Raw genomic sequence first — 25,003 nt, forward strand, 5'->3', positions numbered from 1 at the left:
TTAAAATCGTACTTGGAGCCGTTCAACTGATCGAGACTTGATCAACTTGTGCAGAGAATGATCATGCGTCGGCCCTGATGGCAAGGAGGCCAAACTCAAGAAGTACAGCGAGGAGTTCTACGAGGCCAAGGGCGCCGGCGTCACCCTCTCCATCAGCAACACCGGGGGCCAGTACGATGTCTCCTACACCAGCAAGAAAGGCTCGGGTACCTGCCAGCCAGGCTCCTCTGCGGCCCCTGCTGCAGCCACTGCCTCAGCCCCTGCCCACAAGGGCAGCCTCGCCGAGAAAGCCTGCCTGCAAGCGGTCTCCGCCAAGACCAAGGTGGCCCAGAGCAAGTTGCAGGTGACCGATGTGATGGACTCCGAGGCAGGGGTGGGCGTGACCATCAAGGTGCCGGGTGCCGATGCCCCCTGGTCCTGTCTAAGCGACAAGAAGGGGCATGTTCAGGGCGCGGCCTATACCGGCAATTGACCTGACGACCAGGGTTAACGTCCCCTGAAACAACCCGTGTGAGCGCAAACGAGGAGGCCTGGGCCTCCTTGCTTTTTATACGCTGAATATATGATTAATGTGAATTAGTTGGTGGCGAACAAGTTAAATTTAGAATAATAACTCCATATCAAACACCATAACCCCCTCTATTCCTTCTTTCTCCCATGACACAGCCGCAATATTTCCCCCTGAAACAAATTATTACAAAAATAATGGATATATATGAGCCTGATGAATCCGGTTGTTGGTATCAGATCGTTTATTTTCCTTGTTCAGCACCTATATTTGTGATCGTGTCAATGTGTCGCTCTTTTATCTCCAGTCAAACTTGGCTGCGCATCAATGCCCCTTTCCCTTGCCTCCCCCGTCGGCAATCCCTTCGTCGCGTCCCCCCTGACAGCCCCCTTGCCAAATGGCGGCGAGTCGTTATCATCAGGGCTCACTTTTGACCCGAGGTTTTATTGCCCATCATGGACAATCCCCGAAGTAGCCCTTCGTCTTTTCCCATCAAAGCCTATCTGTACCTGCTCAACCAACGCCTCTGAAGCGATCGTCTCCGTCACCACGGCCACGCCGTGACCACGATTCACTGCATCTGTCTTCATTGAGGTCAATCACATGGAATTCTTGCTGGACCCGTCAATCTGGGTCGGTCTGCTTACCCTGATCATCCTGGAAATCGTTCTCGGGATAGACAACCTGGTCTTCATCGCCATCCTGGTGAAAAAACTGCCCCCCGCCCAGCGGGACAAGGCGCGCATCATCGGTCTCTCCCTGGCCCTGCTGATGCGCCTGGGACTGCTCACCATCATGTCATGGCTGGTCACCCTCACGGCTCCTCTGCTGCACATCTGGGATCACCCCTTCTCCGGTCGGGATCTCATCCTGATGGGAGGCGGCCTCTTCCTGCTGTTCAAGGCCACCTCCGAGCTGCATGAGCGACTCGAGGCCAAGCCCGAGGAGCAAGGCGGCACCGGCGTCTATGCCGGGTTCGGGGTGGTGATCGCCCAGATCCTGGTGCTGGATGCGGTCTTCTCCCTGGACTCCATCATCACCGCCGTCGGCATGGTGGATCACCTCGGCGTCATGATGGCGGCCGTGACCATCGCCATGGTAGTGATGGTGCTCGCCTCCAAGCCCCTGACCCGCTTCGTCAACGCCCACCCCACTGTGGTGGTGCTCTGCCTGAGCTTCCTCTTGATGATCGGCTTCAGCCTGGTGGCGGAGGGCTTCGGCTTCCACATTCCGAAGGGCTACCTCTACGCGGCCATCGGCTTCTCGGTGCTCATCGAGTTCTTCAACCAGCTCGCCCAGCGCAGTGCCCTGCTCCATGAGGCTCGCCAGCCCCTGCGCGAGCGCACCACCGCCGCCATCTTCAAGCTGATGGGGGGGAACAAGCGCTCAGCCCACCCGCAGGAGGACGAAGAAGAGGTGCAGGCTCAGCCCCTGCCCCCCGGTTTCGGTGAAGAGGAGCGTTACATGGTGAGCGGCGTGCTGTCGCTGGCCGAGCGTTCCATTCGCACCATCATGACCCCGCGCTCCGAGATGGAGTGGATCGACGTGAGCGACAGCGAGGACGAGATCCGCGCCCTGCTGCAACGGGCCCCCCACAGCCTGTTCCCGGTCTGTGACGGGAAGCTGGACGAGATCATCGGGGTGGTCAAGGCACGGGATCTGCTGTTTGCCCTCAACGAGGGGCAGTCCCTGGCAGCACTTGCCAGACAGAACGAGCCCGTCATCGTGCCCCAGACCATCAACGTGATCCGGCTGCTGGCGGAGCTGCGCCAGGCCAGGGGCAGCCTCATCCTAGTGGCGGACGAGTTTGGCGTCATCCAGGGACTGGTCACCAACCACGATCTGCTGGAGGCCATCGTCGGCGAACTGCCGGACGAGGACGAGACCCCCGATGTGGTGCGCGAGGGCGAGCACTGGCTCATCCACGGCACCACCAACATCCATCAGGTGGAGCAGGCCCTGAACTGCGACGGTCTGGTGAGCGAGAGCGACGAGTACGTGACCCTGGCGGGCATGTTGCTCTCCCACTTCGGCAGCCTGCCAGACGTCGGTCAGCAGTTGCACCTCGGCCAGTTCCGCTTCGAGGTCATGGCCGTGAGCGAGCGGCGCATCGAGCGAGTACGGGTTACCCCACTCTCCCCTTGATCATCGGCGGCAATCACAGCAAGAGAGGGCCCTTGGCCCTCTTTTTTCTGGCGCGAACCAGGCCCCTCCCGGGCCATTGCTGCGATAACGGCAATTCTCTTCTGCAATACCCCCTCTTTTTCACAATAACAATCCCCTCTAGAGTCACCTCACTCCCAAAGATTGAGGAATCCATCATGCACCACGATCCCCTGTTCTGCCCCCTTCGCCTCGGCCAGCTGCACCTTGCCAACCGCATCGTCATGCCCCCCATGACCCGCTCCCGCGCCAGCCAGCCCGGGGACGTGGCCAACGCCATGATGGCGACCTACTACGCCCAGCGTGCCGGGGCCGGCCTCATCATCAGCGAAGGCACCCAGATAGATCCCCTGGGCAAGGGCTACGCCTGGACGCCGGGCATCCACAGCGCCGAGCAGGTGGCAGGCTGGAAGCAGGTAACCAATGCCGTCCACGCCGAGGGGGGCATCATGTTCGCCCAGCTCTGGCACGTGGGCCGGGTCACCCATCCTGACAACATCGGCGGCGCCCAGCCCCTCTCCTCCTCCGCCATCCAGGCCAAGGGAGTGAAGGTATTCGTCGACAACGGCAGCGATGCCCCGGGGTTTGTGGAGACCGTCACCCCGCGCGCCATGACCCAGGCCGACATCGACGCCGTGGTGGGGCAGTTTCGCCAGGCTGCCCGCAACGCCATGGAGGCGGGCTTTGACGGCATCGAGTTGCACGCCGCCAACGGCTACCTCATCAACCAGTTCCTCGACTCCGAGTCCAATACCCGCACCGACGGCTATGGCGGTTCGCTCGAAAACCGGCTGCGCTTCCTGAAAGAGGTGACCGAGGCGGTCTGTGACGAGATCGGTCCCGACCGGGTCGGGGTACGCCTTGCGCCACTCACCACCCTCAACGGCACCGTGGATGCCAACCCCCAGGAGACCTATCTGGCCGCCGCGCGCTTGCTGGGCCAGCTCGGCGTGGTCTATCTGCACGTCGCCGAAGCGGACTGGGACGACGCCCCCCTGATGGCGGAGAGCTTCAAGCAGGGGCTGCGCGACGCCTTCCCCAACACCCTCATCTACGCCGGCAAATACGATGGGGAGCGCGCCCGCGCCGCCATCGAGGCGGGCTGGGCCGACATGATTGGCTTCGGTCGCCCCTTCGTGGCCAACCCCGACTTGCCGAACCGCCTGCGCCACGGCCATCCGTTCGCCCCCCATGATCCCGCCACCCTGTTTGGCGGCGGCGAGAAAGGGCTGACGGACTACCCCGTCTATGGGGCAGAGCGGGCATAAGGCGGCTGGCGCCGAACCTCTTCCCGGGCGGGCCCTCCAACAGGGGGCTCGCCTTGTTGTCTTGCCAGTGCAACAGCAGTTCAAGGCATTGTTACGCCATGTGAGTCAATCAAGGCACCCACCCCTCTCATCCAAGGAGTCACCATGACCCATACCCAGGCCTGGTGCTGGCACGCCCCCGGCGAACCGGACCAGCTCACCCTCACCCGGCAAGCGCTCCCCACCCCCGGGCCCGACGAGGTCCTCATAGCCAACCGGATCATCGCCTTCAATCCGGTGGACTGGAAACTCATCGAACAGGGTCATCCCCACTGGCAGCCAGGCCATGTGCCTGGCGTCGATGGCATGGGCACCCTGGTGGCACTGGGGGCCAATGTCACCCACCTGCGCCCCGGCACCCGGGTCGCCTATCACACCGACCTGCGCCACGGCGGCAGCTTTGCCCGCCACACCCTGGTGCCGGCTCGCGCCCTGATGCCGGTGCCCGATGCCCTGAGCGACGAGGCGGCCGCCGCGCTCCCCTGCCCCGGCCTCACCGCCTGGCAGGCACTGGCCAAGCTGCCTCACCTGCACGGGGAGGCCCTGCTCATCACTGGGGCTGGCAGCAGTGTCGGCCGCTTCGCGGTGCAACTTGCCCTCCAGAAGGGGGCCCGCGTCTTTGCCAGCGCCAGCCCGCGCCATCACCAGTGGCTCAAACAGCTAGGCGTGCAGGGGGTGGCGGACTATCGGGATCCCGACTGGCTGGCCCAGTTGCAGGCCGCCAACGGCGGTGAACCCTTCGAGGGGATCATCGATCTGGTCTCCAGCCAGCAGGCAGAAGCCTTGCTGCCTGCCCTTGGCTATTACGGCCACATGGTGACTGTGCTCGGGCGCATCGCGCGCAACCCGCTGCCCGCCTTTAGCCATTGCCACTCATTGCACGAGATTGCCCTCGGCGCCCAGCACGCCTTTGGCTCGGACAAACAGTGGAGCCGTCTGGTGGCGGCCGGTGTCGCCATGATGGCGCAGATGGCGAGCGGCGAGCTGACCCTGCCGCCGCTGGTGGTGGGCGACTTCGACGCCCTGCCCTCCCTTCTCACTCGCGTCAAGCAGGAGGGACAAGGGGAAAAGTATCTGGTGAGAGTGGATTGATACCCGCCCAACGATGGCACAAAGAGGCCCGCCATGGCGGGCCTCCTCCATTCAAGGTGTGCAAGGCGGCCTGCTCAGTGCAGGCTCACCCCGTGCAGGGCGGCATGGAGGCGAATGTCCCGGGTCAGACGCACCTTGTCCGCGAGGCTCAGCCAGCTCGCCTCCACGGCATTGAGACTGAGGCGGCACAGCTGCTCCTGGCTGGCGCCAAGCCCGTCGGCCAGGGCCTGGAAGTTGGCCCCCAGGTATCCCCCGAAATAGGCGGGATCGTCGGAGTTCACGGTGACGCAGAGCCCCTGCTCCAGCAGCCTCAGCACATTGTGCTGGGCCATCTGGTCAAACACCCTGAGCCGCACGTTGGAGAGGGGGCAGACGGTGAGGGGCAGCCGGGTGTCGGCAAGATAGCTCAGCAGCGCGGGATCCTCGACGCAGCGCACCCCGTGATCGATGCGTTGCACTCCGAGCTCCCGGATCGCCTGCCAGATGTAGTCAGCCGGCCCCTCCTCCCCCGCGTGGGCCACCACCGGCAGCCCCAGCTCGCGGCAGCGAGCGAAGACCCGGGCGAACTTGCTGGGCGGGTTGCCCTGCTCCCCCGAATCGAGGCCGACCCCGTGCAGGCGCGCCAGGTGCGGCGTGGCCTCTGCCAGGGTGGCGAATGCCGCCTCTTCACTCAGGTGGCGCAGGAAGCTCATGATGAGCCGCCAGCTGATGCCAAAGGCTGCTTCCCCAGCCTGCAACGCCCGCTCGATGCCCCCCAACACGGTGGCAAAGGGCACGCCGCGGGCGGTGTGGGTCTGGGGGTCGAAGAAGATCTCCACGTGCACCACGTGATCGGCAACGCAGCGCTCGAGATAGGCCCAGGTGAGGTCGAAGAAATCCTGTTCGTGGATGAGCACGCTGGCGCCGAGGTAGTAGAGATCGAGGAAGGATTGCAGGCCGTCGAACTCATAGGCGGCGCGCAGGCTGTCGACATCGGGCCAGGGCAGCGCCACCCCGTTGCGCTGACCGAGGGCGAACATCAGCTCGGGTTCGAGGGTCCCCTCGATATGCAGGTGCAGTTCCAGCTTGGGCAAGTCGGCAATAAAGTGCTCCATGATGACGGCTCCATCGTCAGACTCCGTGCGGGCACCACCGGGGCGGCGCCCTCCCTTCGCCTTCATTGTGCACCCATCTGGCCCACCGAGGGAGACTTGTCATCAAAGGGCCTTATAATGGCGGCACAAAAACCATAACCGATTGAAGAGACAAACAGAGGGATGCCCTGTCCCCGCTCTTGCGCCCTACAAGGAGATTTCATGAAGAAAAACGTCATCTGTGACATTGACGGCGTCATCCTGCACAACAACGATCTCATTCCCGGCGCCGACCGCTTCGTCCACCGCCTGCTGGAGCAGGGCAGCAAGCTCCTGTTCCTCACCAACTACCCGGCCCAGACCCAGAAAGATCTGCAAAACCGCTTCCGCTCCGCCGGAATAGAGGTGCCCGAGGAGTGCTTCTACACCTCCGCCATGGGCACCGCCGACTTTCTCAAGCGCCAGGATGGTAAGAAGGCCTATGTGATTGGCGAAGGGGCCCTGACCCACGAGCTCTACAAGGCCGGCTTCACCATCACCGATATCGACCCGGACTTCGTGGTGGTGGGGGAGACCCGCAACTACAACTGGACCATGATGCAGCAGGGCGCCAAGTTCGTGGATCAGGGGGCCCGCTTCATCGCCACCAACCCCGACACCCACGGCCCCCTGATGTACCCGGCCTGCGGCGCCCTGTGCGCCCCCATCGAGCGGATGACCGGCAAGAAGCCCTTCTATGTCGGCAAGCCGAGCGCCTGGATCATTCGCGCGGCCCTCAACCGGATGGAGGCCCACTCCGACGACACCATCATCATCGGCGACAACCTGCGCACCGACATCCTGGCAGGCTTCCAGGCCGGTCTCGAGACGGTGCTGGTGCTCTCCGGGGTGAGCAAGGTGGCGGACATCGACCGCATGCCGTTTCGACCGAACCACATCTTTGACTCCGTGGTGGACATCGACATCGTCTGATCCCGGGTGCCGCCCTTCCGGTAGCCTTCAGCCTGCACGGGCCCCCTTGGCAAAGGGGGCCCGTTTCGTTTAACGTAAGCGCAAAATCGTTAAACAAACTAAACGGGAGCAGGATGCTCCTTCGCCACTCAAGGACGCACCATGAAGAGCCTGAACGACTGGATCCTGCTGGACAAACACACTGTCTCCCCCACCCCGCTGATGCCGGCCCCCGAGCGCATCAGGGCCGGGACGCCGAGCCAGACGGCATGGAACCACTACTCCGACCCGAGCCAGCAGTTTCACGTGGGCTTCTGGGCTTGCGAGCCGGGCTGCTGGGCCGTTCACTATACCGAACACGAATACTGCCAGATGCTGGAAGGGGAGGCGGTGATCCACGACGAGCAGGGCGGCCGGCTGCACCTCAAACCGGGGGTTCAGTTCGTCATTCCCGCCGGTTTTGTCGGGCAGTGGGAGACCCTCACCCCTTGTCGCAAGCTCTATGTGATCTTCGAACCCGACGCGAGTTGACGCGCACGTCAACCCTGACCCTCTCTCTTCAGGCGGCCGGACGGCCGCCATCCCCTGCGCAACTTGACGCTTACGGCATGATTTTCTGCGGTTTTCCCGCTTGCAAAAGGGTTTTCCGCTAGGCATTGTGATTGGCGAGGAATGTAAATGGAATTTCGAGCCCAAACGTGGGGGGCTCATATAAAAATCAAGAGGATTACCGCCAATGTGTTCTATTTTCGGCATTCTGGACATCAAGACCGACGCCACTGCCCTGCGCAAATCGGCCCTGGAGATGTCCAAGCGACTGCGTCACCGCGGGCCTGACTGGTCCGGCGTCTACAGCTCCGACAAGGCCATCCTGGTGCACGAGCGCCTGGCCATCGTCGATCCGGGCAACGGCGCACAGCCTCTCTACAATCCCGAGCGCACGCACGTATTGGCCGTCAACGGCGAGATCTACAACCACAAGGAGCTGGAGAAGAACCTCAAGGTCGACTTCCAGTTCCAGACCCACTCCGACTGTGAAGTGCTGCTGGCCCTCTACAAGGAGAAGGGCCCGGCGTTCCTGGACGATCTGAACGGCATCTTCGCCTTCATCCTCTATGACGCCGAGCAGGATGCCTACCTGATTGGTCGCGACCACATGGGGATCATCCCCCTCTATACCGGCCGCGACGAACACGGCAACTTCTATGTCGCCTCCGAGATGAAGGCCCTGGTGCCGGTCTGCAAGAGCGTCGAGACCTTCCCGCCGGGACACTACCTGTGGAGCAAGGATGGCGAGCTTAAACAGTGGTATAAACGGGACTGGATGGAGTACGCGCCGGTCGAGCACAACGTCAGCGACAAGGCCGAGCTCAAAGCGGCCCTGGAAGCGGCGGTCAAGCGCCAGCTGATGTGCGACGTGCCCTACGGCGTGCTGCTCTCCGGTGGTCTGGATTCGTCCGTCATCTCCGCCATCACCAAGCTCTATGCCGCCCGCCGGGTGGAAGACGATGGCAAGAGCGAAGCCTGGTGGCCCCAGCTGCACTCCTTCGCCGTCGGCCTGGAAGGGTCGCCGGATCTCGCTGCCGCCCGCAAGGTGGCCGATCACCTCGGCACCATCCACCACCAGATCCACTTCACCGTGCAGGAAGGGCTGGATGCCCTGCGGGACGTCATCTATCACCTCGAGACCTATGACGTCACCACCATCCGCGCCTCCACCCCGATGTATCTGATGGCCCGCTACATCAAGGCGATGGGGATCAAGATGGTGCTCTCCGGCGAAGGCTCCGACGAGCTGTTCGGCGGCTACCTCTACTTCCACAAGGCCCCCAACGCCCGTGAGTTCCACGAGGAGAACGTGCGCAAGCTCGCCTCCTTGCACCTCTATGACTGCCTGCGGGCCAACAAGTCCATGGCCGCCTGGGGCGTGGAAGGCCGCGTGCCCTTCCTCGACAAGGAGTTCATGGACGTGGCGATGCGCCTCAATCCCGCCGACAAGATGTGCGGCAAGGGCAAGATCGAGAAGCACATCCTGCGGGAAGCCTTCGAGGATCTGCTGCCCCACGAAGTGGCGTGGCGTCAGAAGGAGCAGTTCTCCGACGGCGTGGGCTATTCGTGGATTGACAGCCTGAAAGCCATGGTCGAGGAAGAGGTGACGGATCAGATGTTCGAGGCCGCGGCCTTCCGCTTCCCCGTCAATACCCCGCTCACCAAGGAGGCGTACTACTACCGCGCCATCTTCGACGAGCACTTCCCGCTGGAGTCCGCCGCCCGCACCGTGCCCTACGGCAAGTCGGTCGCCTGCTCCACCCCGACGGCACTGGAGTGGGATGCCAAGTTCAAGGAGATGGCCGACCCCTCCGGTCGCGCCGTGATGGATGTACATCAGCAGGGTTACTGATCGCCCCTGACCTGAATACAAAGCCCCTCTTGAGGGGCTTTGTTGTTTTCTGCCATTCCATTGCCGCTTTTTTTGCCTTCCCCTTCCCTGTTTGCGGCTTGGCGCAGGAAACGCCTCGTGTCACATTGTCTGCGCCTGGAAGCAAAGATAACGACACAAGGAAGAGACCCATGAAACGACTGTTACTGCCCCTGATGCTGGGCTCCCTCCTTTTCAATGGCGCCGCCTGCGCGGGCGACCACCTCTGGAGTCAGAGCCTGCCCGATTACAGCCAGGGTTATGACGAGACGCGGGAGCCGGCCCGCGATCTCACCGCCGCTACCGCCAAGGCCAGTGCCGAGGGCAAGAAAGTCCTGCTGCTGGTGGGGGGCGAATGGTGCAGCTGGTGCCAGGAGATGAACCGCTTTCTGGACCGGGAACCCGATCTCGCCGGCCAGCTCAACCGCACCTTCGTGGTGGTCAAGGTGAACGTCAGCGAGCAGAACAAGAATGAATCCTTCCTGAAAGCCTATCCCGAGTATCTGGGGGTCCCCCACTTCTACGTGCTGGATGCCAAAGGCAGGCTGCTCGAGTCCTTCAACACCGGGCTGCTGGAGAAGGGGAAGAGTTACGACGGGGAGAAACTCGGCGAATTTATCGCCTATTTCCAGCCCAGGCCCCCCCACGGCTGACTCGCCAGTCAATAAAACAGGGCCCCGCACGGTCAGTGACAGTGCAGGGCACTGATGGCTACCAAACAGGGAAGTGGCATGTCTGCGACAAACAGGCCATCCATCACCCCGGACAAGGACGAAAAAGATGTTGCGAATACTGGGCAAGGCGTCGTCAATCAATGTGCGCAAGGTACTGTGGACCTGCGCCGAACTGGCCCTCCCCTTCGAGCTGGAGGAGTGGGGATCCGGCTTCAAACCCACGGACACCCCGGCGTTTCTGTCGCTCAACCCCAATGCCATGGTGCCCGTCATTCAGGATGAGGATTTTACGCTGTGGGAGTCGAACACCATCATCCGCTACCTGGCGACGCGCCATGGTGCCAATGTCCTCTATCCCGCCGAGGCGAGAGCCAGGGCTCGGGTCGATCAATGGATTGACTGGCAGGCATCGGACTTGAACACCGCCTGGCGCTACGCCTTCCTGTCGCTGGTGAGGCGCTCCCCCCAGCATCAAGACCATCAGGCCCTTCACGCAGCTTGCCTGCAGTGGTCTCACTGCATGGAGATCCTGGAGAGACAGCTTCAAACAACCGGAGGATATGTGGCCGGTCCGCACTTCTCGCTGGCAGACATTCCCATCGGGCTGTCAGTCAACCGCTGGCTGGAGACGCCCTATGATCGCCCGTCGCTACCCGCCGTGGACGACTACTACCAGCGACTGAAAGAGCGGCCGGGGTTTCGACGCTACGGGGCCAATGGCACGCCCTGAGGCGAGCAAGATAACCCGGATAAGGAAAGAGACGGCAGACCGGGCCAACGCGCTGGCCCGGTCTGCACAGCTTCAGGGCTGGGCATCCGGCTGATTGGCGGGGGCGGCCTTGATAAAGGCCTGCAACTGCTCGCAGTTGGCGACGATGCGCGCAATGGTGGGGTAGTCATCCAGGGTCATGTCGAAGCGGCGGGCGTTGTAGACCTGGGGCACCAGCATGCAGTCCGCCAGGGTGACCTCGTTGCCCACGCAATAGATGCCGGCGGTGGTCATGAGAAGCTGCTCCAGCGCGGTGAAGGTCTCGTCTATCCAGTGGCGATACCAGGCATCCCGCGCCATCTTGCTCTGCCCCAGCTCCTGCTCCAGGTAGTGCAGCACGCGCAGGTTGTTGAGGGGGTGGGTGTCACAGGCGATCATGTTGACTATCTGGCGCACCCGGGCGCGCTCGATGGGGACGGAGGGCATCAGGGGGTAGGCGGGATAGGTCTCGTCGAGGTACTCCATGATGGCCACCGACTGACCCAGATGCACGTCATCGTCCACGAGAAACGGCACCAGCCCCTGGGGATTGACCCGGCGGTAGGCCTTCTCCTTCTGCTCACCCTGCCGCAAGTTGACCGGGTGCTGCTCATAATCGAGCCCCTTGAGTTGCAGTACCAAACGCACGCGAAAGCTGGCCGATGAGCGCCAATATCCAAACAACTGCAGCATAGTGTGTCCCTGTGGTGGCAGGTGTCTGCCACCTGCCGTGTCGCCCGCCCCTCCCGGGGTCGGGCTCTCCTAGCTCGCCCGCTCGGCCGTTGCTTGCGTGACCCGCTGCAAAATGGTGCCAAACAGACTCATCCCGTTGCGATCCTGCATCGCGATGGACACTGTATCACCAAAGCGCAGAAAGGGTGTAGTGGCTTGACCTGACTCGATAATTTCCAGCATCCGCCGCTCGGCAAGGCAGGAGGATCCCCGGCTTCTGTCGTAGTTGGAGACGGTGCCCGAGCCGATGATGCAGCCCGCCCCGAGCGGCCTTGTCTTGGCGGCATGGGCAATCAGCTCATCAAAGTTGAAGGTCATGTCCACCCCGGCGTCGGGCTGCCCGAACAGGGCGCCGTTGAGGTGGGTCACCAGGGGCAGGTGGACCTTGCCATCGCGCCAGTCATCCCCCAGCTCGTCCGGGGTGATGGCCACCGGCGAGAAGCTGCTGGAGGGCTTGGACTGGAAGAAGCCAAAGCCCTTGGCAAGCTCCCCAGGAATGAGGTTGCGCAGGCTCACGTCGTTGACCAGCATCAAGAGCTTGATGTGGCTCGCCGCCCCCTGCGAACGGGTACCCATGGGCACGTCGTCGGTGATGACGGCGACTTCCGACTCAAAATCGATACCCCACTCCTCGGAGCCCATCACGATGGGGCCACGGGGCGGCAGGAAGCTGTCAGAGCCGCCCTGATACATCAGGGGATCGTGCCAGAAGCTTTCTGGCATGTCGGCGCCGCGCGCCTTGCGCACCAGCTCCACGTGATTGACGTAGGCACTGCCGTCAATCCACTGGTAGGCGCGAGGCAGCGGGGAGAGGCACGCCTCCTCATCGAAGGGGAAGGCGTCGGGGCAGGCGCCCTCGTTGAGTCGCTGATAAACCTTCGCCAATTGCGGCGCCACTTCGCCCCACTGGTCGAGGGCCGACTGCAGGGTCGGGGCAATGGTCGTCACGTGGACGGCGCGCGCCAGATCGCGGCTCACCACCACCAGGGCGCCGTCGCGCTTGCCATTGTTCAGGGTTGCCAATTTCATATCGAATTCCTTATTTGCCGAGCATCTCTGGACGCTGCCAGCTGGTAACATAACCGGGGTGTTCGACCCCTTCGCAGATCGGGCCGACGACCAGGGCATCCCGGGTGTCGAGCATCACCGCCACCTCGTCGGTGAAGGTCTTGGCATGGGCCAGCCCCGCCGCAAAGGCCTTGGGATGGGGACCATGGGTGAAGCCGGCAGGGTGGAAGGTGACCATGCCCCGCTTGATGTTGTCCCGGCTGAAGAAGTCCCCGGCGTGGTAGAAGAGCACTTCGTCGAAGTCGTCGTTGCTGTGGTAGAAGGGCACCCGCAGGGCACCTGGGTCGCTCTCGATGGGACGCGGCACGAAGGTGCAGATGACAAAACGGCTCGCCACGAAGGTGGTGTGGGCCGAGGGAGGCAGGTGGTAGCGGTGGCTCATCAGCGGGCGGATATCCCGCCAGTTGAGGCGCACCACGCACAAGTCCCCGTGCCACCCTTGTGCATCCAGCGGGTTGAACGGCCAGGTGACGACCGAGACCTGATCGTGGCGCTTGATCTGCAGCGACCAGGGGTTTTCATCCTGCTGAGCCAGGAAGCGCTCGTTGATGGCGGGCACGTCCAGGGCCGCCGGATCGAAGATGGCGTGATTGCCCACCAGTCCCTTGTCCGGCAGCTGATAACTGTCTTCCGTCGCCTCTATCATCAGGATGAAGAGGGGCGCGGTGGGCTCGATGCGCCACATGGTGCCACGGGGGATCACCACATAGTCGCCATCTCTCAAGATGAGGTGTCCGTAGTCGCAGTAGAACTCGCCGCTCCCCTCGTGAATGAACAGGAGCTCGTCGCCATCGGCGTTTCGCACCAGAAACGGCATGGGCTCATGCAGGCGCCAGATGCGGTAGCGGCAGTGGGGGTTGCTGAGAATATCCGGCATCACCCAGGGGGAGAGGGAGCTCACCTCCTCCTGCAGATCGTTCAAGTCAAACGCCCGTGGCCGAAGCGGCCCTTCCCAGTTGACCCAGTCGGTGGGAGCATGCTTGTGGTGCATGTGGGTGGCCGGACCGAAGAAGCCCGAGCGCCCCAGCTCGCGCTCATAGATGGCCTGCTCCGGCAGATCGGCATGGGCCTGGCGGGAGTGGGTTCCCTCCCGATGGGGGAAGCTTATCCAGTTACGCATCACTCGGTTCTCCGTTTTTCTGGCCCTGCGCGGCACCGTTCACCTCCCCTTGCGTGGATCCGTCCAGCACGCCACGGCGGATCTGATCCAGCTCGATGGATTCGAACAGTGCCTGGAAGTTGCCCTCACCAAAGCCCTCGTTGCCCTTGCGCTGGATGATCTCGAAGAACACGGGACCGATCACGGTATCGGTGAAGATCTGCAGCAGAATGCCGTCCTTCGTCGGCGAGCCGTCGATGAGGATGCGCAGCGTCTTCAGCGCCGCCAGATCCTCCTGATGACCCGCCACCCGGCTGTCCACCTTCTCGTAGTAGGTGTCCGGCGTCGGCATGAAGCCGGTTCCCCGCCCTCTGAGCGTGCGGATGGTGTGATAGATGTCGGCAGAGGCGAGCGCGATGTGCTGGATCCCCTCCCCCTTGTACTGACGCAGGTACTCCTCTATCTGGGACTTGTCGTCTGCCGACTCGTTGATGGGAATGCGAATTTTGCCGCAGGGGGCCGTCATGGCGCGCGAGTGCAATCCGGTCAGCTTGCCCTCGATGTCGAAGTAGCGGATTTCCCGGAAGTTGCCGATCCGCTCGTAGAAATTCGACCAGAGGTTCATGTTGCCGCGATGGACGTTGTGGGTCAGGTGGTCGATCTCATAGAGCCCCGCGTCCACCTCGGCCATGCGGGCCTGCCAGTCGGGGTAGAAGATAAAGTCCACGTCATAGATGGAGCCCCGCTCGCCATAGCGATCGACAAAGGAGAGGGTGCTCTCGCCGATGCCGTAGATGGCGGGGATGTTGAGCTCCATGGGGCCGATTTTGCCCACAAACGGCTTGGCCCCCTGGCCGATGGCGTACTGCTGGGCGCGGCCGGCATCGCTCACCCGAAACGCCATGCCGCACACGCTCGGACCATGGGCCCGGGCAAACTCCTCCGCCTGGGAGTGGGGCTCGGCATTGACCACGAAGTTGATGTCCCCCTGGCGATAGAGCCAGCACTGCTTGTGCCTGTGCTTGGCCACTTCGGCAAAGCCCAGTGAGACGAACAGCGCCTTGAGGGCCGCAATGCCCTTGAGATCCGGTGCCGTGTACTCGACGAACTCAAACCCGTCGGTGCCAAGGGGGTTGATGGTGTGAGTACGGGAAGAAGGGGTGGTCATGATGCGCTCCTTGCGATGAACTGATAACGAAACGGGTCACGCCGCAAGGGCTCGACAGGCAGCCCGCACGGCATTGTTAACAACTTGTTTCATTAGAGTGGCGGGCGCAGGGAATGAGAAGGGGCGGCGTTCAGATAGTTTGGCGGGGATCCGCGCCAAAGAATGTAAATGAAATGTGACATCGCAGCCCCGACCTTGCACTGCGCTCGTTAGCGTCCCGCAAGGCTGTCAGCTTTGCCTTACAGCGACCAATGACGGGGTTCGATATGGGGCAGCACCGCCCTCGCCTTTAGCAATCGAGTCCTTTGCGGGTTGATGAGCCAGGCCTGCTCCCCCAACGCCAGCAGGGGCAGATCGTGCAAGCTGTCACTCAGGGTGAGTGCGGCCTCCAGGGTCAGGAGCTCGGGCAGCAGCTTGTGCCTGCCATGGCAATAGAAGCGCGGCACCAGGCCGCCGAAACGGTAACCCATCCGCGAGCCGATGATGCGGTGAGGGAGCCTTGGCAGTTGACGATGGATCTGGGCACGGACCAGGGCGCGGGGACTGGCGGAGATGACCCAGCAGCGGTACCCCTCCCCCGTCAAGAGGGCTCGCGCCTCCCGATACAGACCGGGCCGGGTCAGGCTGTACTGCCGTACCAGGGCGCGCCAGGCCAGGGGGGATAGCCCGAGGGTGATGGCCCACCAGATGAGTGCAATGCCGCGACTGCGCTGACCTGGCAGCAGATAGATCACGGCACCGAACGCCATCAGTGGCCACAGCAGCAGCGGCCAGATACGGCGGCGCAAGATGAAACGCAGCAACCCCGCATGGCTGTCATCCGGCGCCAGGGAGTCATCGAAGTCGGCCAGGACCCAGCCACGGGCTGGGACTCTGGCGGTTGCAGCGCTCATTCGGTGATCTCTGCGATGGCGGCATGCAACTCGGGCAGGAGGAACAGCGCCCCCTCATCGGGTGGACAGACGAGATCGAAGCTCTCACCTGCCAGGGTGAAGGCGAGGCGCCAGGCGTGCAGATAACCGCGATCCGCCGCCGTGCCGCCGTAGCGCTCATCCCCGAGGATGGGGGCACCCACGCTCTTCAAGGCCACCCGGATCTGATGGGTCTTGCCGGTCCGGGGCTTGATGCGATAAAGGCGCAGCCCCTCGCGCACCGAAACGGAGTCGAACCAGCTAATGGCCGGGTTATCCTGGGTGCGGCTCAGCATCCAGCTGCCGCCTCGCCCTTTCTCCATGTCCCCCTTCACCCAGCCCTGCTTCTTCTTCGGCTTGCGATCGGAGAGTGCCAGATACTGCTTGCTCACTTCCCGCGCCGCGAAAGCCATGCTGAGGGCGCGATTCGCTTCAGCGGTGCGGGCCAGCAGCACCAGCCCAGAGGTCATCTTGTCCAGTCGATGGACCGGATAGAGGTCAAGACCGGTATCCATTCTGACCCGATTGACGAGACCCGGCTCGCCGGCATCATCGTGCATGCCAATGCCCGGACGCTTGTTGATCACCATGAAATCTTTGTGCTGCAATTGTATCCGGTACATGTATAACCCTTTAGAATGTTATTTGTTAACAACTTGAATGCAGGCCTGCAGGCCATCTTCATGGATCCTCAGCACAAGAATCGCACGAATGAAAAAATGCCTGTTTTGGCTGTTGTTGCTTGGCATCACTTGCTTCTCGCCCCTCCAGGCCAGTGAACGGACACGTGATCTGCCGGAGAAGGTGGTATTGCAGTTGCGCTGGCTGCATCAGCCCCAGTTTGTGGGCTATCACATGGCCAAGGCCAAGGGGTATTACGCCGACGCCGGTCTGGATGTCGAGATAAGGCCAGGTGGCAAGGGAATAAGTCCGGTTCAGGAGGTGCTGGCCGGACGCGCCGACTTTGGCGTCGGCAACACCGAGGTGCTGACCCACTACGCCCAGGGCAAGCCACTGCTGGCGCTGGCCAGCGTCTACCAGCACTCTCCCTCCATCTTCCTGGCACGCCGCGACAGCGGCATTCTCACCGTTGCGGACATGCGTGGCAAACGGATCATGATGTTTCCGGGTCATCAGGATGCCGAACTGCTGGCCACCCTCTACTATCAGGGGCTTCACGAGCGCCAGCTCATCCCGGTACCCACTTCGGTCAACATCGACGATCTGATCGCCGGCCGGATAGACATCTTCAACGCCTATCTGAGCAATGAGCCCTTCTATCTGGAAGAGCGCGGCATCTCGGTGTCCGTCATCAACCCTCGCAACTACGGCATCGATTTCTACAGCGACATTCTCTTCACCACCCAGGCACAGGAGCGGCTCAATCCGGAGCGGGTGGCACGTTTTCGTGCAGCCAGCCTCCAGGGATGGCGCTATGCCCTCACCCACCCCGAGGAAGCCATCGCCCTGCTGCGCACGGAGTATGGCGTCAACCGCAGCCAGGCCCACATGGAATACGAGTTGCAGATGAGCAAGGAGATGATCCAGCCGCTCTATGTGGAGATCGGGTATATGAATCCGGATCGCTTCGCTCACATCATGCAGCAGCTGGTCGAGATAGGCCTCCTTGCCAAACCGGTCTCCCTGACCCGTTTCCTCTATCAGGTCCCCTCAGAACAGTGGAGCTTCTGGCGTCCATGGTTCCTGCTGAGCCTGGGGGTTGGTGGTCTCATCCTGCTGCTCTCCCTCTATCTTCTGATGAGCAACAAGCGGCTCAACCAGGAAGTGGCCCTGCGCAAGCAGCGAGAGCAGGAGATACTGCAACTGGCCCGCCTCGATCCCCTTACCGGGCTGCCCAATCGCCTGAGCCTGATGGAACAATTGAAACACCAGGTGCAAAGCGACAATCCGGGCTGCCTGCTGTTTTGCGATCTCAATGACTTCAAGCGCATCAACGACAACTTCGGCCACAGCCAGGGGGATGCCATCCTCTGCCAGCTGGCCCGACGGATCCACGACGCCATCGGCCACCAGTGCTATTTTGCCCGCTTGGCGGGAGACGAGTTCATCCTGCTGCTGCCGGGCTACGATATCCGTCAGGCAGAGGAGGTCACCGCCGTGATCCGCCAGGCCATGCAGGCCCCCTTCGTGGTCAATGACCAGCCGATGCAGGTGGGCATCAGCATCGGCGTCAGCCACTACCAGCATGACTGGAGCCCGGAGCAGTGGCTCATCCAGGCCGACAGGGCCATGTATTGTGACAAGGGTGGCCGCGTCATCACGCTGGCGGAGCAGTCCGGCTGACTGGCTCATCTCCCGGTACACAGAGCCGATACCCCCGTGAAACCGATAAACAGGAAGGCCACCCCAAGGGTGGCCTTCCTGTATTGCATGAGTCTGACCGCTCTTACCCGAAGGTCTGCCCCAGGGATTTGAGCTGGCGAGCCTTGGTGAGCAGGATGTCGCTCGAGGCGTCCATGTCCTGCATCTTGTTGCTGTTGGTGTGGGAGTGCTGGGAGATGGCGTTGACGTTGCGGCTGATGTCCTCCACCACCGCCTGCTGCTCCTCTGCCGCCGTCGAGATCTGGGCCGAGAGGTCCACCACCCGTTCTATTTCCGCCAGCACCTGATGCAGGCTCTCTGATCCCTGGCGGGTCAGGGTCACGCAGGATTGGGTCTGTTGCAGGTTCTGCTGCATCATTCCCTTCCAGCCGTTCAGGGTACGCTGGATCTGGCCTATGCTGCTCTGGATCTGCTCGGTCGCCTTGTGGGTGCGCGTGGAGAGGGTTCGCACCTCGTCCGCCACCACCGCAAAGCCTCGCCCCTGCTCCCCTGCCCGCGCCGCCTCGATGGCGGCGTTGAGCGCCAGCAGATTGGTCTGATCCGCAATGCCCTGGATCTCGCTCATCAGCACACCGATGCGGTCCGACTCCTCCGCCAGTGCCACGGCGGCCGTGAAGGCATGCTCTGCCTGAGTGGCCAGCTCCGTCACCCTGTGCTGGGTATCTTCCAACTGCTGATCGGTGTGTTGGCAGTGCGCCTTGGCCTGGGCTATTTGGTTGTCCGTCTCCAGGATATTGCGGGCAATCTCGTGGGCTGTCGCCGCCATCTCGGTGATGGCCGTCGCCACCTGCTGGGTCTGGACATCCTGTTCGGCGATGTCGGCGCTCGCCTCGCTGGAGGCTGTTTTCAGATGCACCGCGAGATCCTGCAGGGAGAGGGTCGCATCGTCCACTCGTCCAAGGACTGTGCGGATCCTGGCCTGCAACAACTTGATGTGGAAGTCGGCAATGGCACTGGCATCCTCCCCCGAATAGATGAGCCGGGTCAGGCTGTCATATTCGTCCGCGAGCTGTCGCAGATAACGGGGGGTAGTGATGAGGGTGTCACGATAGATCAGGGCCAGCCACAAGAGAGGCAACAGGGTGAACAACGGCCCCCAGGGCCCCATCAGATAGGCTCCCCCCGCCAGCATCAGCAAGATACCGACGATGGCCAGCCCGTGGCGCATCGGGCGCAGGCTCAATCCGCCCTTTCGCTCCCCCCGCTCCACGCTCTTCAATCTGGCATAGGTGCGCCCGGCCACGGCTTTCATCTCCGGCGCGGCGCGACTGCGGACCGACTGGTAGCCATTGATCCGCCCCTGCTCGAAGATGGGGGTGACATAGGCATCCACCCAATAGTAACGCCCATCCTTGCAGCGGTTTTTCACCATGCCGCGCCAGGGTTTGCCCTGCTTGAGCTTGCCCCAGAGGTCAGCAAAGGCGGCCTTGGGCATGTCCGGGTGGCGAACCATGTTGTGGTGTTGGCCGATGAGCTCGGCCCGGCTGTACCCCGCTACCCGGCAGAAGTGATCATTGGCGTAGGTGATCACACCCTGCAGGTCCGTGGTGGAGACCAGCTGTTCATTGGCAGGAAAATCCACCTCTTCGTCGATGAGATGAACCTGGCTTTTCTTCATGGCGCACCCCCCTTGTTTGATCACCCACTGAGCGTAGCCAAACGCCTACGGGCAAGCAACGCAGAGACCCAGTCGGGGAGGATGGCTGAGACACAATTTGCATCCTGTTTGACGCCGCGCAAGATTTTGGCCCCCAAAGCCCCGGTTTGGCCAAAAAACACCCGGCATTTTCCCAGGTTCACCGCTCTCCCACACGATGCATCACACCCAAAAATGGTTCCAACGAGTCTGTGATACTGGCGTTGCAGGGAACCCCGTCAGGGGAGAGCGCACTTGATGCGACCTTGGACCTAAGCATAGTTGACGTTAACGTAAACGTAGTGTGAGATGGTACCGTTCACCCTACACATCCAGCAGACACGCACCCCATGAAAGGAGTCACCATGTCCAACCTCTCCCCCTCGGCCGGCAAGCGTTTTCGCACGGCCCTGGCCAACGAAAAGCCCCTGCAGATTGTCGGCACCATCAATGCTTACATGGCGCTGATGGCCGAGCGCAGCGGCTTCCAGGCCCTCTATCTCTCCGGCGCCGGGGTGGCGAATGCCTCCTATGGCCTGCCGGATCTCGGCATGACCTCCATGAATGACGTGCTCATCGATGCCGAACGCATCACGGCCGCCACCCAGGTGCCACTCCTGGTGGACATCGACACCGGCTGGGGGGGCGCCTTCAACATCGCCCGCACCATCCGCGCCTTCGAACGTGGCGGTGTGGCCGCCGTCCACATGGAAGATCAGGTGGCCCAGAAGCGCTGCGGTCACAGGCCGAACAAGGCGGTGGTCACGGTCTCGGAGATGGTGGACAGGATCAAGGCCGCGGTGGATGCCCGCCAGGACGAGCACTTCGTCATCATGGCCCGCACCGACGCCCTGGCGGTGGAAGGACTGGGCTCGGCCCTGGAGCGGGCCGCCGCCTATGTGGAGGCCGGAGCCGACATGATCTTCGCCGAGGCGGTCACCGAGCTGGATCAGTACGACCGCTTCAAGCAGGCGGCCGGGGTGCCCATCCTCGCCAACATGACCGAGTTCGGCAAGACCGAGCTGTTTGACAAGGAGGCGCTCGCCTTGCATGGCGTCGACATGGTGCTCTACCCCCTGAGCGCCACCCGCGCCGCCAACCAGGCCGCCCTCAACGTCTATCAGACGCTTCGCCGCGACGGCCACCAGCGCGCCGTGGTCGACACCATGCAGACCCGGGAGTCCCTCTACGATTTTCTCGGTTACCACCACTACGAGCAGACCCTGGACAGGCTGTTCACCCAGGATCTTTCGACCAAGGAATAAGACGGCGACCGGCCGCCTTATGCTGGCGGCTGGCGCTTCAACGGACTGAATGAGGAAACATGTGATGAGCGCCATTCCCGAAACGACCTCCGGCTTCAAGCCCAAGAAATCCGTCGCCCTTTCCGGCAGCGCCGCCGGCAACACCGCCCTGTGCACCGTGGGCCTCTCCGGCAACGACCTGCACTACCGTGGCTACGACATCCTGGACGTGGCCACCAGCTGCGAGTTTGAAGAGATAGCCCACCTGCTGGTGCACGGCCATCTGCCCAATGTGGCGGAGCTCGCCGCCTACAAGGCCAAGCTCAAGGCCCTGCGCGGCCTGCCCACCGGAGTGAGGACCGCCTTGGAGCAGTTGCCTCCCTCTGCCCACCCCATGGACGTGATGCGCACCGCCGTCTCCGTGCTGGGGTGCCTGTCGCCGGAGAAGGACGATCACAACCACCCGGGCGCCCGGGACATCGCCGACAAGCTGATGGCCTGTCTCGGCTCCGTGTTGCTCTACTGGTACCACTTCAGTCACAACGGCAAGCGCATCCATGTGGAGACCGACGACGACTCCATCGGCGGCCACTTCCTCCACCTGCTGCACGGGCACAAGCCACGCGACTCCTGGGTGCGCGCCATGCACACCTCCCTCATCCTCTACGCCGAGCACGAGTTCAACGCCTCCACCTTCACCGGCCGCGTCATCGCCGGCACCGGCTCGGACATGTACTCCTGCATCACGGGAGCCATCGGTGCCCTGCGCGGGCCCAAGCACGGGGGCGCCAACGAGGTGGCCTTCGAGATCCAGAAGCGCTACGAGAATCCGGACGAGGCGGAGGCTGACATTCGCGCCCGGGTCGAGAAAAAAGAGGTGGTCATCGGCTTCGGCCACCCGGTCTACACCGTCTCCGATCCCCGCAACAAGGTGATCAAGGAGGTGGCGCGCGCCCTCAGCCAGGAGCAGCACAACACCAAGATGTTCGATATCGCCGAGCGGCTGGAATCCACCATGTGGGAAGTCAAGAAGATGTTCCCGAACCTCGACTGGTTCAGCGCCGTCAGCTACCACATGATGGGGGTGCCCACCGCCATGTTCACCCCGCTGTTCGTCATCGCCCGCACCTCAGGCTGGTCGGCCCATGTCATCGAGCAGCGCATCGACGGCAAGATCATCCGCCCGAGCGCCAACTACGTCGGCCCGGAGGATCTCCAGTTCGTGCCGCTCAAGGAGCGCAAGTGATGATCAACACGCAATATCGCAAGCCCCTGCCCGGCACACAGCTCGACTACTTCGACGCCCGGGAGGCGGTCAACGCCATCGCCCCCGGCGCCTGGGACAGGCTCTCCTACACCGCCCGCGTCCATGCCGAGAACCTGGTTCGCAAATGCGATCCGGCCATCCTCGGCGAGTGCCTCGGCCAGATAGTGCACAACAAGCGCGATCGCGACTTTCCCTGGTTCCCGGCGCGGGTGGTGTGCCACGACATCCTGGGGCAGACCGCCCTGGTGGATCTGGCGGGCCTTCGCGACGCCATCGCCGAGCAGGGTGGCGATCCCGCCCTGGTGAACCCTGTGGTGCCGGTGCAGCTCATCGTCGACCATTCCCTCGCCGTTGAGTGCGGCGGCTTTGACCCGCAAGCGTTCGAGAAGAACCGCGCCATCGAGGATCGCCGCAACGAGGATCGCTTCCACTTCATCGACTGGACCAAGCAGGCGTTCAAGAACATCGAGGTGATCCCGCCCGGCAACGGCATCATGCACCAGATCAACCTGGAGAAGATGTCCCCTGTCATCCACGCGGACCGCGGTATTGCCTACCCGGACACCTGCGTCGGTACCGACAGCCACACCCCCCACGTGGATGCCCTCGGCGTCATCGCGGTGGGGGTGGGCGGGCTGGAAGCCGAGAACGTGATGCTGGGGCGCGCCTCCTGGATGCGGCTGCCTTCGATCGTCGGCGTGGAGCTCTCCGGTAAGCCGCAGCCCGGCATCACCGCCACGGACCTGGTGCTGTCGCTCACCGAATTCCTGCGCCAGCAGAAGGTAGTCGGCGCCTACCTGGAGTTTCGTGGCGAGGGCGCCGCCGCCCTCACCCTCGGCGATCGGGCCACCATCTCCAACATGGCGCCGGAGTATGGCGCTACCGCGGCCATGTTCTTCATCGACCAGCAGACCCTCGACTACCTCAAGCTCACCGGCCGTGACGACGAGCAGGTCAGGCTGGTGGAAACCTATGCCAGGGAGGCCGGTCTCTGGGCCGATGCCCTGGCGGGCGCCCAGTACGAGCGGGTGCTGCACTTTGACTTGTCGAGCGTGGTGCGCACCCTGGCGGGCCCCTCCAATCCCCATCGCCGCCTGCCGGTATCGGCATTGGCCGAGCGCGGAATCGCGGTGGACCTGGACAAGGCTCGTGCCCAGGAGGCTGACGGCCTCTTGCCCGATGGCGCCGTCATCATCGCCGCCATCACCAGTTGCACCAACACCAGCAACCCGCGCAACGTGATTGCCGCAGGCCTGTTGGCCCGCAACGCCAACCGGCTCGGCCTGATGCGCAAGCCCTGGGTCAAATCCTCCCTCGCCCCCGGCTCCAAGACGGTCGCGCTTTACCTGAAAGAGGCGGGGCTGATGGATGAGCTGGCACAGCTCGGCTTCGGCGTCGTGGCGTTTGCCTGCACCACCTGCAACGGCATGTCCGGTGCCCTGGATCCCGCCATCCAGCAGGAGATCATCGAGCGGGATCTCTACGCCACGGCGGTGCTCTCGGGCAATCGCAACTTCGACGGTCGCATCCATCCCTATGCCAAGCAGGCGTTTCTCGCCTCGCCCCCCCTGGTGGTGGCCTACGCCATCGCAGGCACCATCCGCTTCGACATCGAGAAAGATGTGCTGGGGGTGGTTAACGGCAAGGAAGTGCGCCTCAAAGACATCTGGCCGTCTGATGAAGAGATCGACGCCGTGGTTCGCACGGCGGTCAAACCGTCCCAGTTCCGCCAGGTCTATATCCCGATGTTCACCATAGAGGAAGACCATGGCCCCAAGGTGGCGCCCCTGTACGACTGGCGTGCGCAAAGCACCTATATCCGTCGCCCGCCCTACTGGGAGGGGGCACTGGCGGGCGAGCGCACCCTGCGCGGCATGCGGCCCCTGGCGCTGTTGCCGGACAACATCACCACCGACCACCTCTCCCCTTCCAACGCCATCCTGCCCGGCAGCGCGGCGGGGGAATACCTGGCGAAGATGGGCCTGCCGGAGGAGGACTTCAACTCCTATGCGACCCACCGCGGCGATCACCTGACCGCCCAGCGCGCCACCTTCGCCAACCCCCAACTGGTCAACGAGATGGCGGTGGTCAACGGGGCGGTGAAGAAGGGATCCTTGGCCCGGGTCGAGCCGGAAGGCCGGGTCATGCGGATGTGGGAAGCCATCGAGACCTACATGGCGCGCAAGCAGCCCCTCATCATCGTGGCCGGTGCCGACTACGGTCAGGGCTCGTCCCGGGACTGGGCGGCCAAGGGGGTGCGCCTTGCCGGGGTGGAGGTGATCGCGGCGGAAGGCTTCGAGCGCATTCACCGCACCAACCTCATCGGTATGGGGGTGCTGCCGCTCGAGTTCAAACCGGGCACCACCCGCCTCACGCTGGGCCTCGATGGCACCGAGACCTATGACGTGGTGGGAGCACGCCAGCCGCGCACCGATCTCACTCTGGTGATCCGCCGTCGCAGCGGCGAAGTGATCCAGGTGCCCATGACCTGCCGCCTCGACACCGCCGAGGAGGTCTCGGTCTATGAGGCGGGCGGCGTGCTGCAACGCTTCGCCCAGGATTTCCTGGCGTCGACTGCGCAAAAGGCCGCAAGCTAAATC

Annotated in this window: 21 protein-coding genes; 13 read left to right on the plus strand and 8 right to left on the minus strand. The window is 62.9% G+C overall.

All coding sequences use genetic code 11. The features are described from left to right. Positions 1-322 precede the first annotated feature (322 nt). The 4 genes from PG896_RS11245 to PG896_RS11260 all read left to right on the plus strand — a co-directional run bounded on the left by PG896_RS11245 (position 323) and on the right by PG896_RS11260 (position 5,070). Positions 323-472, plus strand: coding sequence for a hypothetical protein (locus PG896_RS11245; RefSeq protein ID WP_270835720.1), 150 nt, complete (start codon positions 323-325; stop codon positions 470-472). Positions 473-1,111: 639 nt separating this feature from the next. Next, the gene (locus PG896_RS11250) at positions 1,112-2,653 is read left to right on the plus strand and encodes a TerC family protein (RefSeq protein WP_010675110.1); all 1,542 of its coding nucleotides are present in this window, start codon (positions 1,112-1,114) and stop codon (positions 2,651-2,653) included. Between the two features lie 176 nt (positions 2,654-2,829). Further along, positions 2,830-3,939 carry an alkene reductase gene (locus PG896_RS11255; RefSeq protein ID WP_010675112.1) on the plus strand — a complete coding sequence of 370 codons (1,110 nt, stop codon included), beginning with the start codon at positions 2,830-2,832 and terminating at the stop codon, positions 3,937-3,939. A gap of 144 nt (positions 3,940-4,083) precedes the next feature. Next, positions 4,084-5,070, plus strand: a complete 987-nt coding sequence (locus tag PG896_RS11260; protein WP_010675113.1) for a zinc-binding dehydrogenase — start codon at positions 4,084-4,086, stop codon at positions 5,068-5,070. Between the two features lie 74 nt (positions 5,071-5,144). Here the strand turns inward: PG896_RS11260 and PG896_RS11265 are convergent, their stop codons facing one another. Continuing rightward, positions 5,145-6,164 (minus strand): adenosine deaminase, encoded by a 1,020-nt coding sequence (locus PG896_RS11265; protein WP_010675114.1) that lies wholly within the window; start codon positions 6,162-6,164, stop codon positions 5,145-5,147. 201 nt (positions 6,165-6,365) lie between these two features. Between PG896_RS11265 and PG896_RS11270 the strand changes: the two genes are divergently transcribed. The 5 genes from PG896_RS11270 to PG896_RS11290 all read left to right on the plus strand — a co-directional run bounded on the left by PG896_RS11270 (position 6,366) and on the right by PG896_RS11290 (position 10,917). Further along, positions 6,366-7,115: an HAD-IIA family hydrolase gene (locus PG896_RS11270; protein ID WP_010675115.1), complete on the plus strand. Its 750-nt coding sequence runs from the start codon at positions 6,366-6,368 to the stop codon at positions 7,113-7,115. A gap of 141 nt (positions 7,116-7,256) precedes the next feature. Beyond that, positions 7,257-7,625, plus strand: a complete 369-nt coding sequence (locus tag PG896_RS11275; RefSeq protein WP_010675116.1) for a cupin domain-containing protein — start codon at positions 7,257-7,259, stop codon at positions 7,623-7,625. Positions 7,626-7,830: 205 nt separating this feature from the next. Then, positions 7,831-9,495, plus strand: coding sequence for an asparagine synthase B (asnB, locus tag PG896_RS11280; protein ID WP_010675117.1), 1,665 nt, complete (start codon positions 7,831-7,833; stop codon positions 9,493-9,495). Positions 9,496-9,665: 170 nt separating this feature from the next. After that, positions 9,666-10,166, plus strand: coding sequence for a thioredoxin family protein (locus tag PG896_RS11285; RefSeq protein WP_201957385.1), 501 nt, complete (start codon positions 9,666-9,668; stop codon positions 10,164-10,166). Positions 10,167-10,293: 127 nt separating this feature from the next. Further along, the gene (locus tag PG896_RS11290) at positions 10,294-10,917 is read left to right on the plus strand and encodes a glutathione S-transferase family protein (protein WP_257710055.1); all 624 of its coding nucleotides are present in this window, start codon (positions 10,294-10,296) and stop codon (positions 10,915-10,917) included. Positions 10,918-10,989: 72 nt separating this feature from the next. Here the strand turns inward: PG896_RS11290 and maiA are convergent, their stop codons facing one another. From maiA to PG896_RS11320, 6 genes are all read right to left on the minus strand, one after another. Further along, complete coding sequence (maiA, locus tag PG896_RS11295) at positions 10,990-11,628, minus strand: maleylacetoacetate isomerase (RefSeq protein WP_181824809.1); 639 nt, start codon at positions 11,626-11,628, stop codon at positions 10,990-10,992. A gap of 69 nt (positions 11,629-11,697) precedes the next feature. Then, positions 11,698-12,696, minus strand: coding sequence for a fumarylacetoacetate hydrolase family protein (locus PG896_RS11300; protein WP_010675121.1), 999 nt, complete (start codon positions 12,694-12,696; stop codon positions 11,698-11,700). A 10-nt stretch (positions 12,697-12,706) separates the two neighbouring features. Next, a complete protein-coding gene (locus PG896_RS11305; RefSeq protein ID WP_201872203.1) occupies positions 12,707-13,855 on the minus strand; it encodes a homogentisate 1,2-dioxygenase in 1,149 nt (382 codons plus the stop codon). Beyond that, entirely contained in the window at positions 13,848-15,002 is a 1,155-nt protein-coding gene (gene hppD / locus PG896_RS11310) for a 4-hydroxyphenylpyruvate dioxygenase (protein ID WP_201872201.1), read from the minus strand. The genes PG896_RS11305 and hppD overlap by 8 nt, the downstream gene beginning before the upstream one ends. A gap of 239 nt (positions 15,003-15,241) precedes the next feature. After that, positions 15,242-15,895 (minus strand): haloacid dehalogenase-like hydrolase, encoded by a 654-nt coding sequence (locus PG896_RS11315; protein WP_270835722.1) that lies wholly within the window; start codon positions 15,893-15,895, stop codon positions 15,242-15,244. Beyond that, positions 15,892-16,536, minus strand: a complete 645-nt coding sequence (locus PG896_RS11320) for a TIGR01621 family pseudouridine synthase (protein ID WP_029314720.1) — start codon at positions 16,534-16,536, stop codon at positions 15,892-15,894. The genes PG896_RS11315 and PG896_RS11320 overlap by 4 nt, the downstream gene beginning before the upstream one ends. Before the next feature lie 88 nt (positions 16,537-16,624). On the opposite strand from PG896_RS11320, the gene PG896_RS11325 reads away from it, so the two are divergent. After that, entirely contained in the window at positions 16,625-18,217 is a 1,593-nt protein-coding gene (locus PG896_RS11325; RefSeq protein ID WP_045524356.1) for a GGDEF domain-containing protein, read from the plus strand. Between the two features lie 103 nt (positions 18,218-18,320). Here the strand turns inward: PG896_RS11325 and PG896_RS11330 are convergent, their stop codons facing one another. Then, entirely contained in the window at positions 18,321-19,874 is a 1,554-nt protein-coding gene (locus PG896_RS11330; protein ID WP_270835723.1) for a methyl-accepting chemotaxis protein, read from the minus strand. Between the two features lie 383 nt (positions 19,875-20,257). On the opposite strand from PG896_RS11330, the gene prpB reads away from it, so the two are divergent. The 3 genes from prpB to acnD all read left to right on the plus strand — a co-directional run bounded on the left by prpB (position 20,258) and on the right by acnD (position 25,000). Next, positions 20,258-21,157 (plus strand): methylisocitrate lyase, encoded by a 900-nt coding sequence (gene prpB, locus PG896_RS11335; protein ID WP_049635976.1) that lies wholly within the window; start codon positions 20,258-20,260, stop codon positions 21,155-21,157. 64 nt (positions 21,158-21,221) lie between these two features. After that, complete coding sequence (prpC, locus tag PG896_RS11340) at positions 21,222-22,382, plus strand: bifunctional 2-methylcitrate synthase/citrate synthase (protein ID WP_270835724.1); 1,161 nt, start codon at positions 21,222-21,224, stop codon at positions 22,380-22,382. Then, positions 22,382-25,000: a Fe/S-dependent 2-methylisocitrate dehydratase AcnD gene (gene acnD, locus PG896_RS11345; protein WP_270835725.1), complete on the plus strand. Its 2,619-nt coding sequence runs from the start codon at positions 22,382-22,384 to the stop codon at positions 24,998-25,000. Before prpC ends, acnD begins: the two co-directional genes overlap by 1 nt. The last annotated feature ends 3 nt before the right edge of the window (positions 25,001-25,003 follow it).

Source organism: Aeromonas sp. QDB30 (assembly GCF_027707645.1).
In the GTDB taxonomy this organism is placed as follows: Bacteria; Pseudomonadota; Gammaproteobacteria; order Enterobacterales; family Aeromonadaceae; genus Aeromonas; species Aeromonas caviae.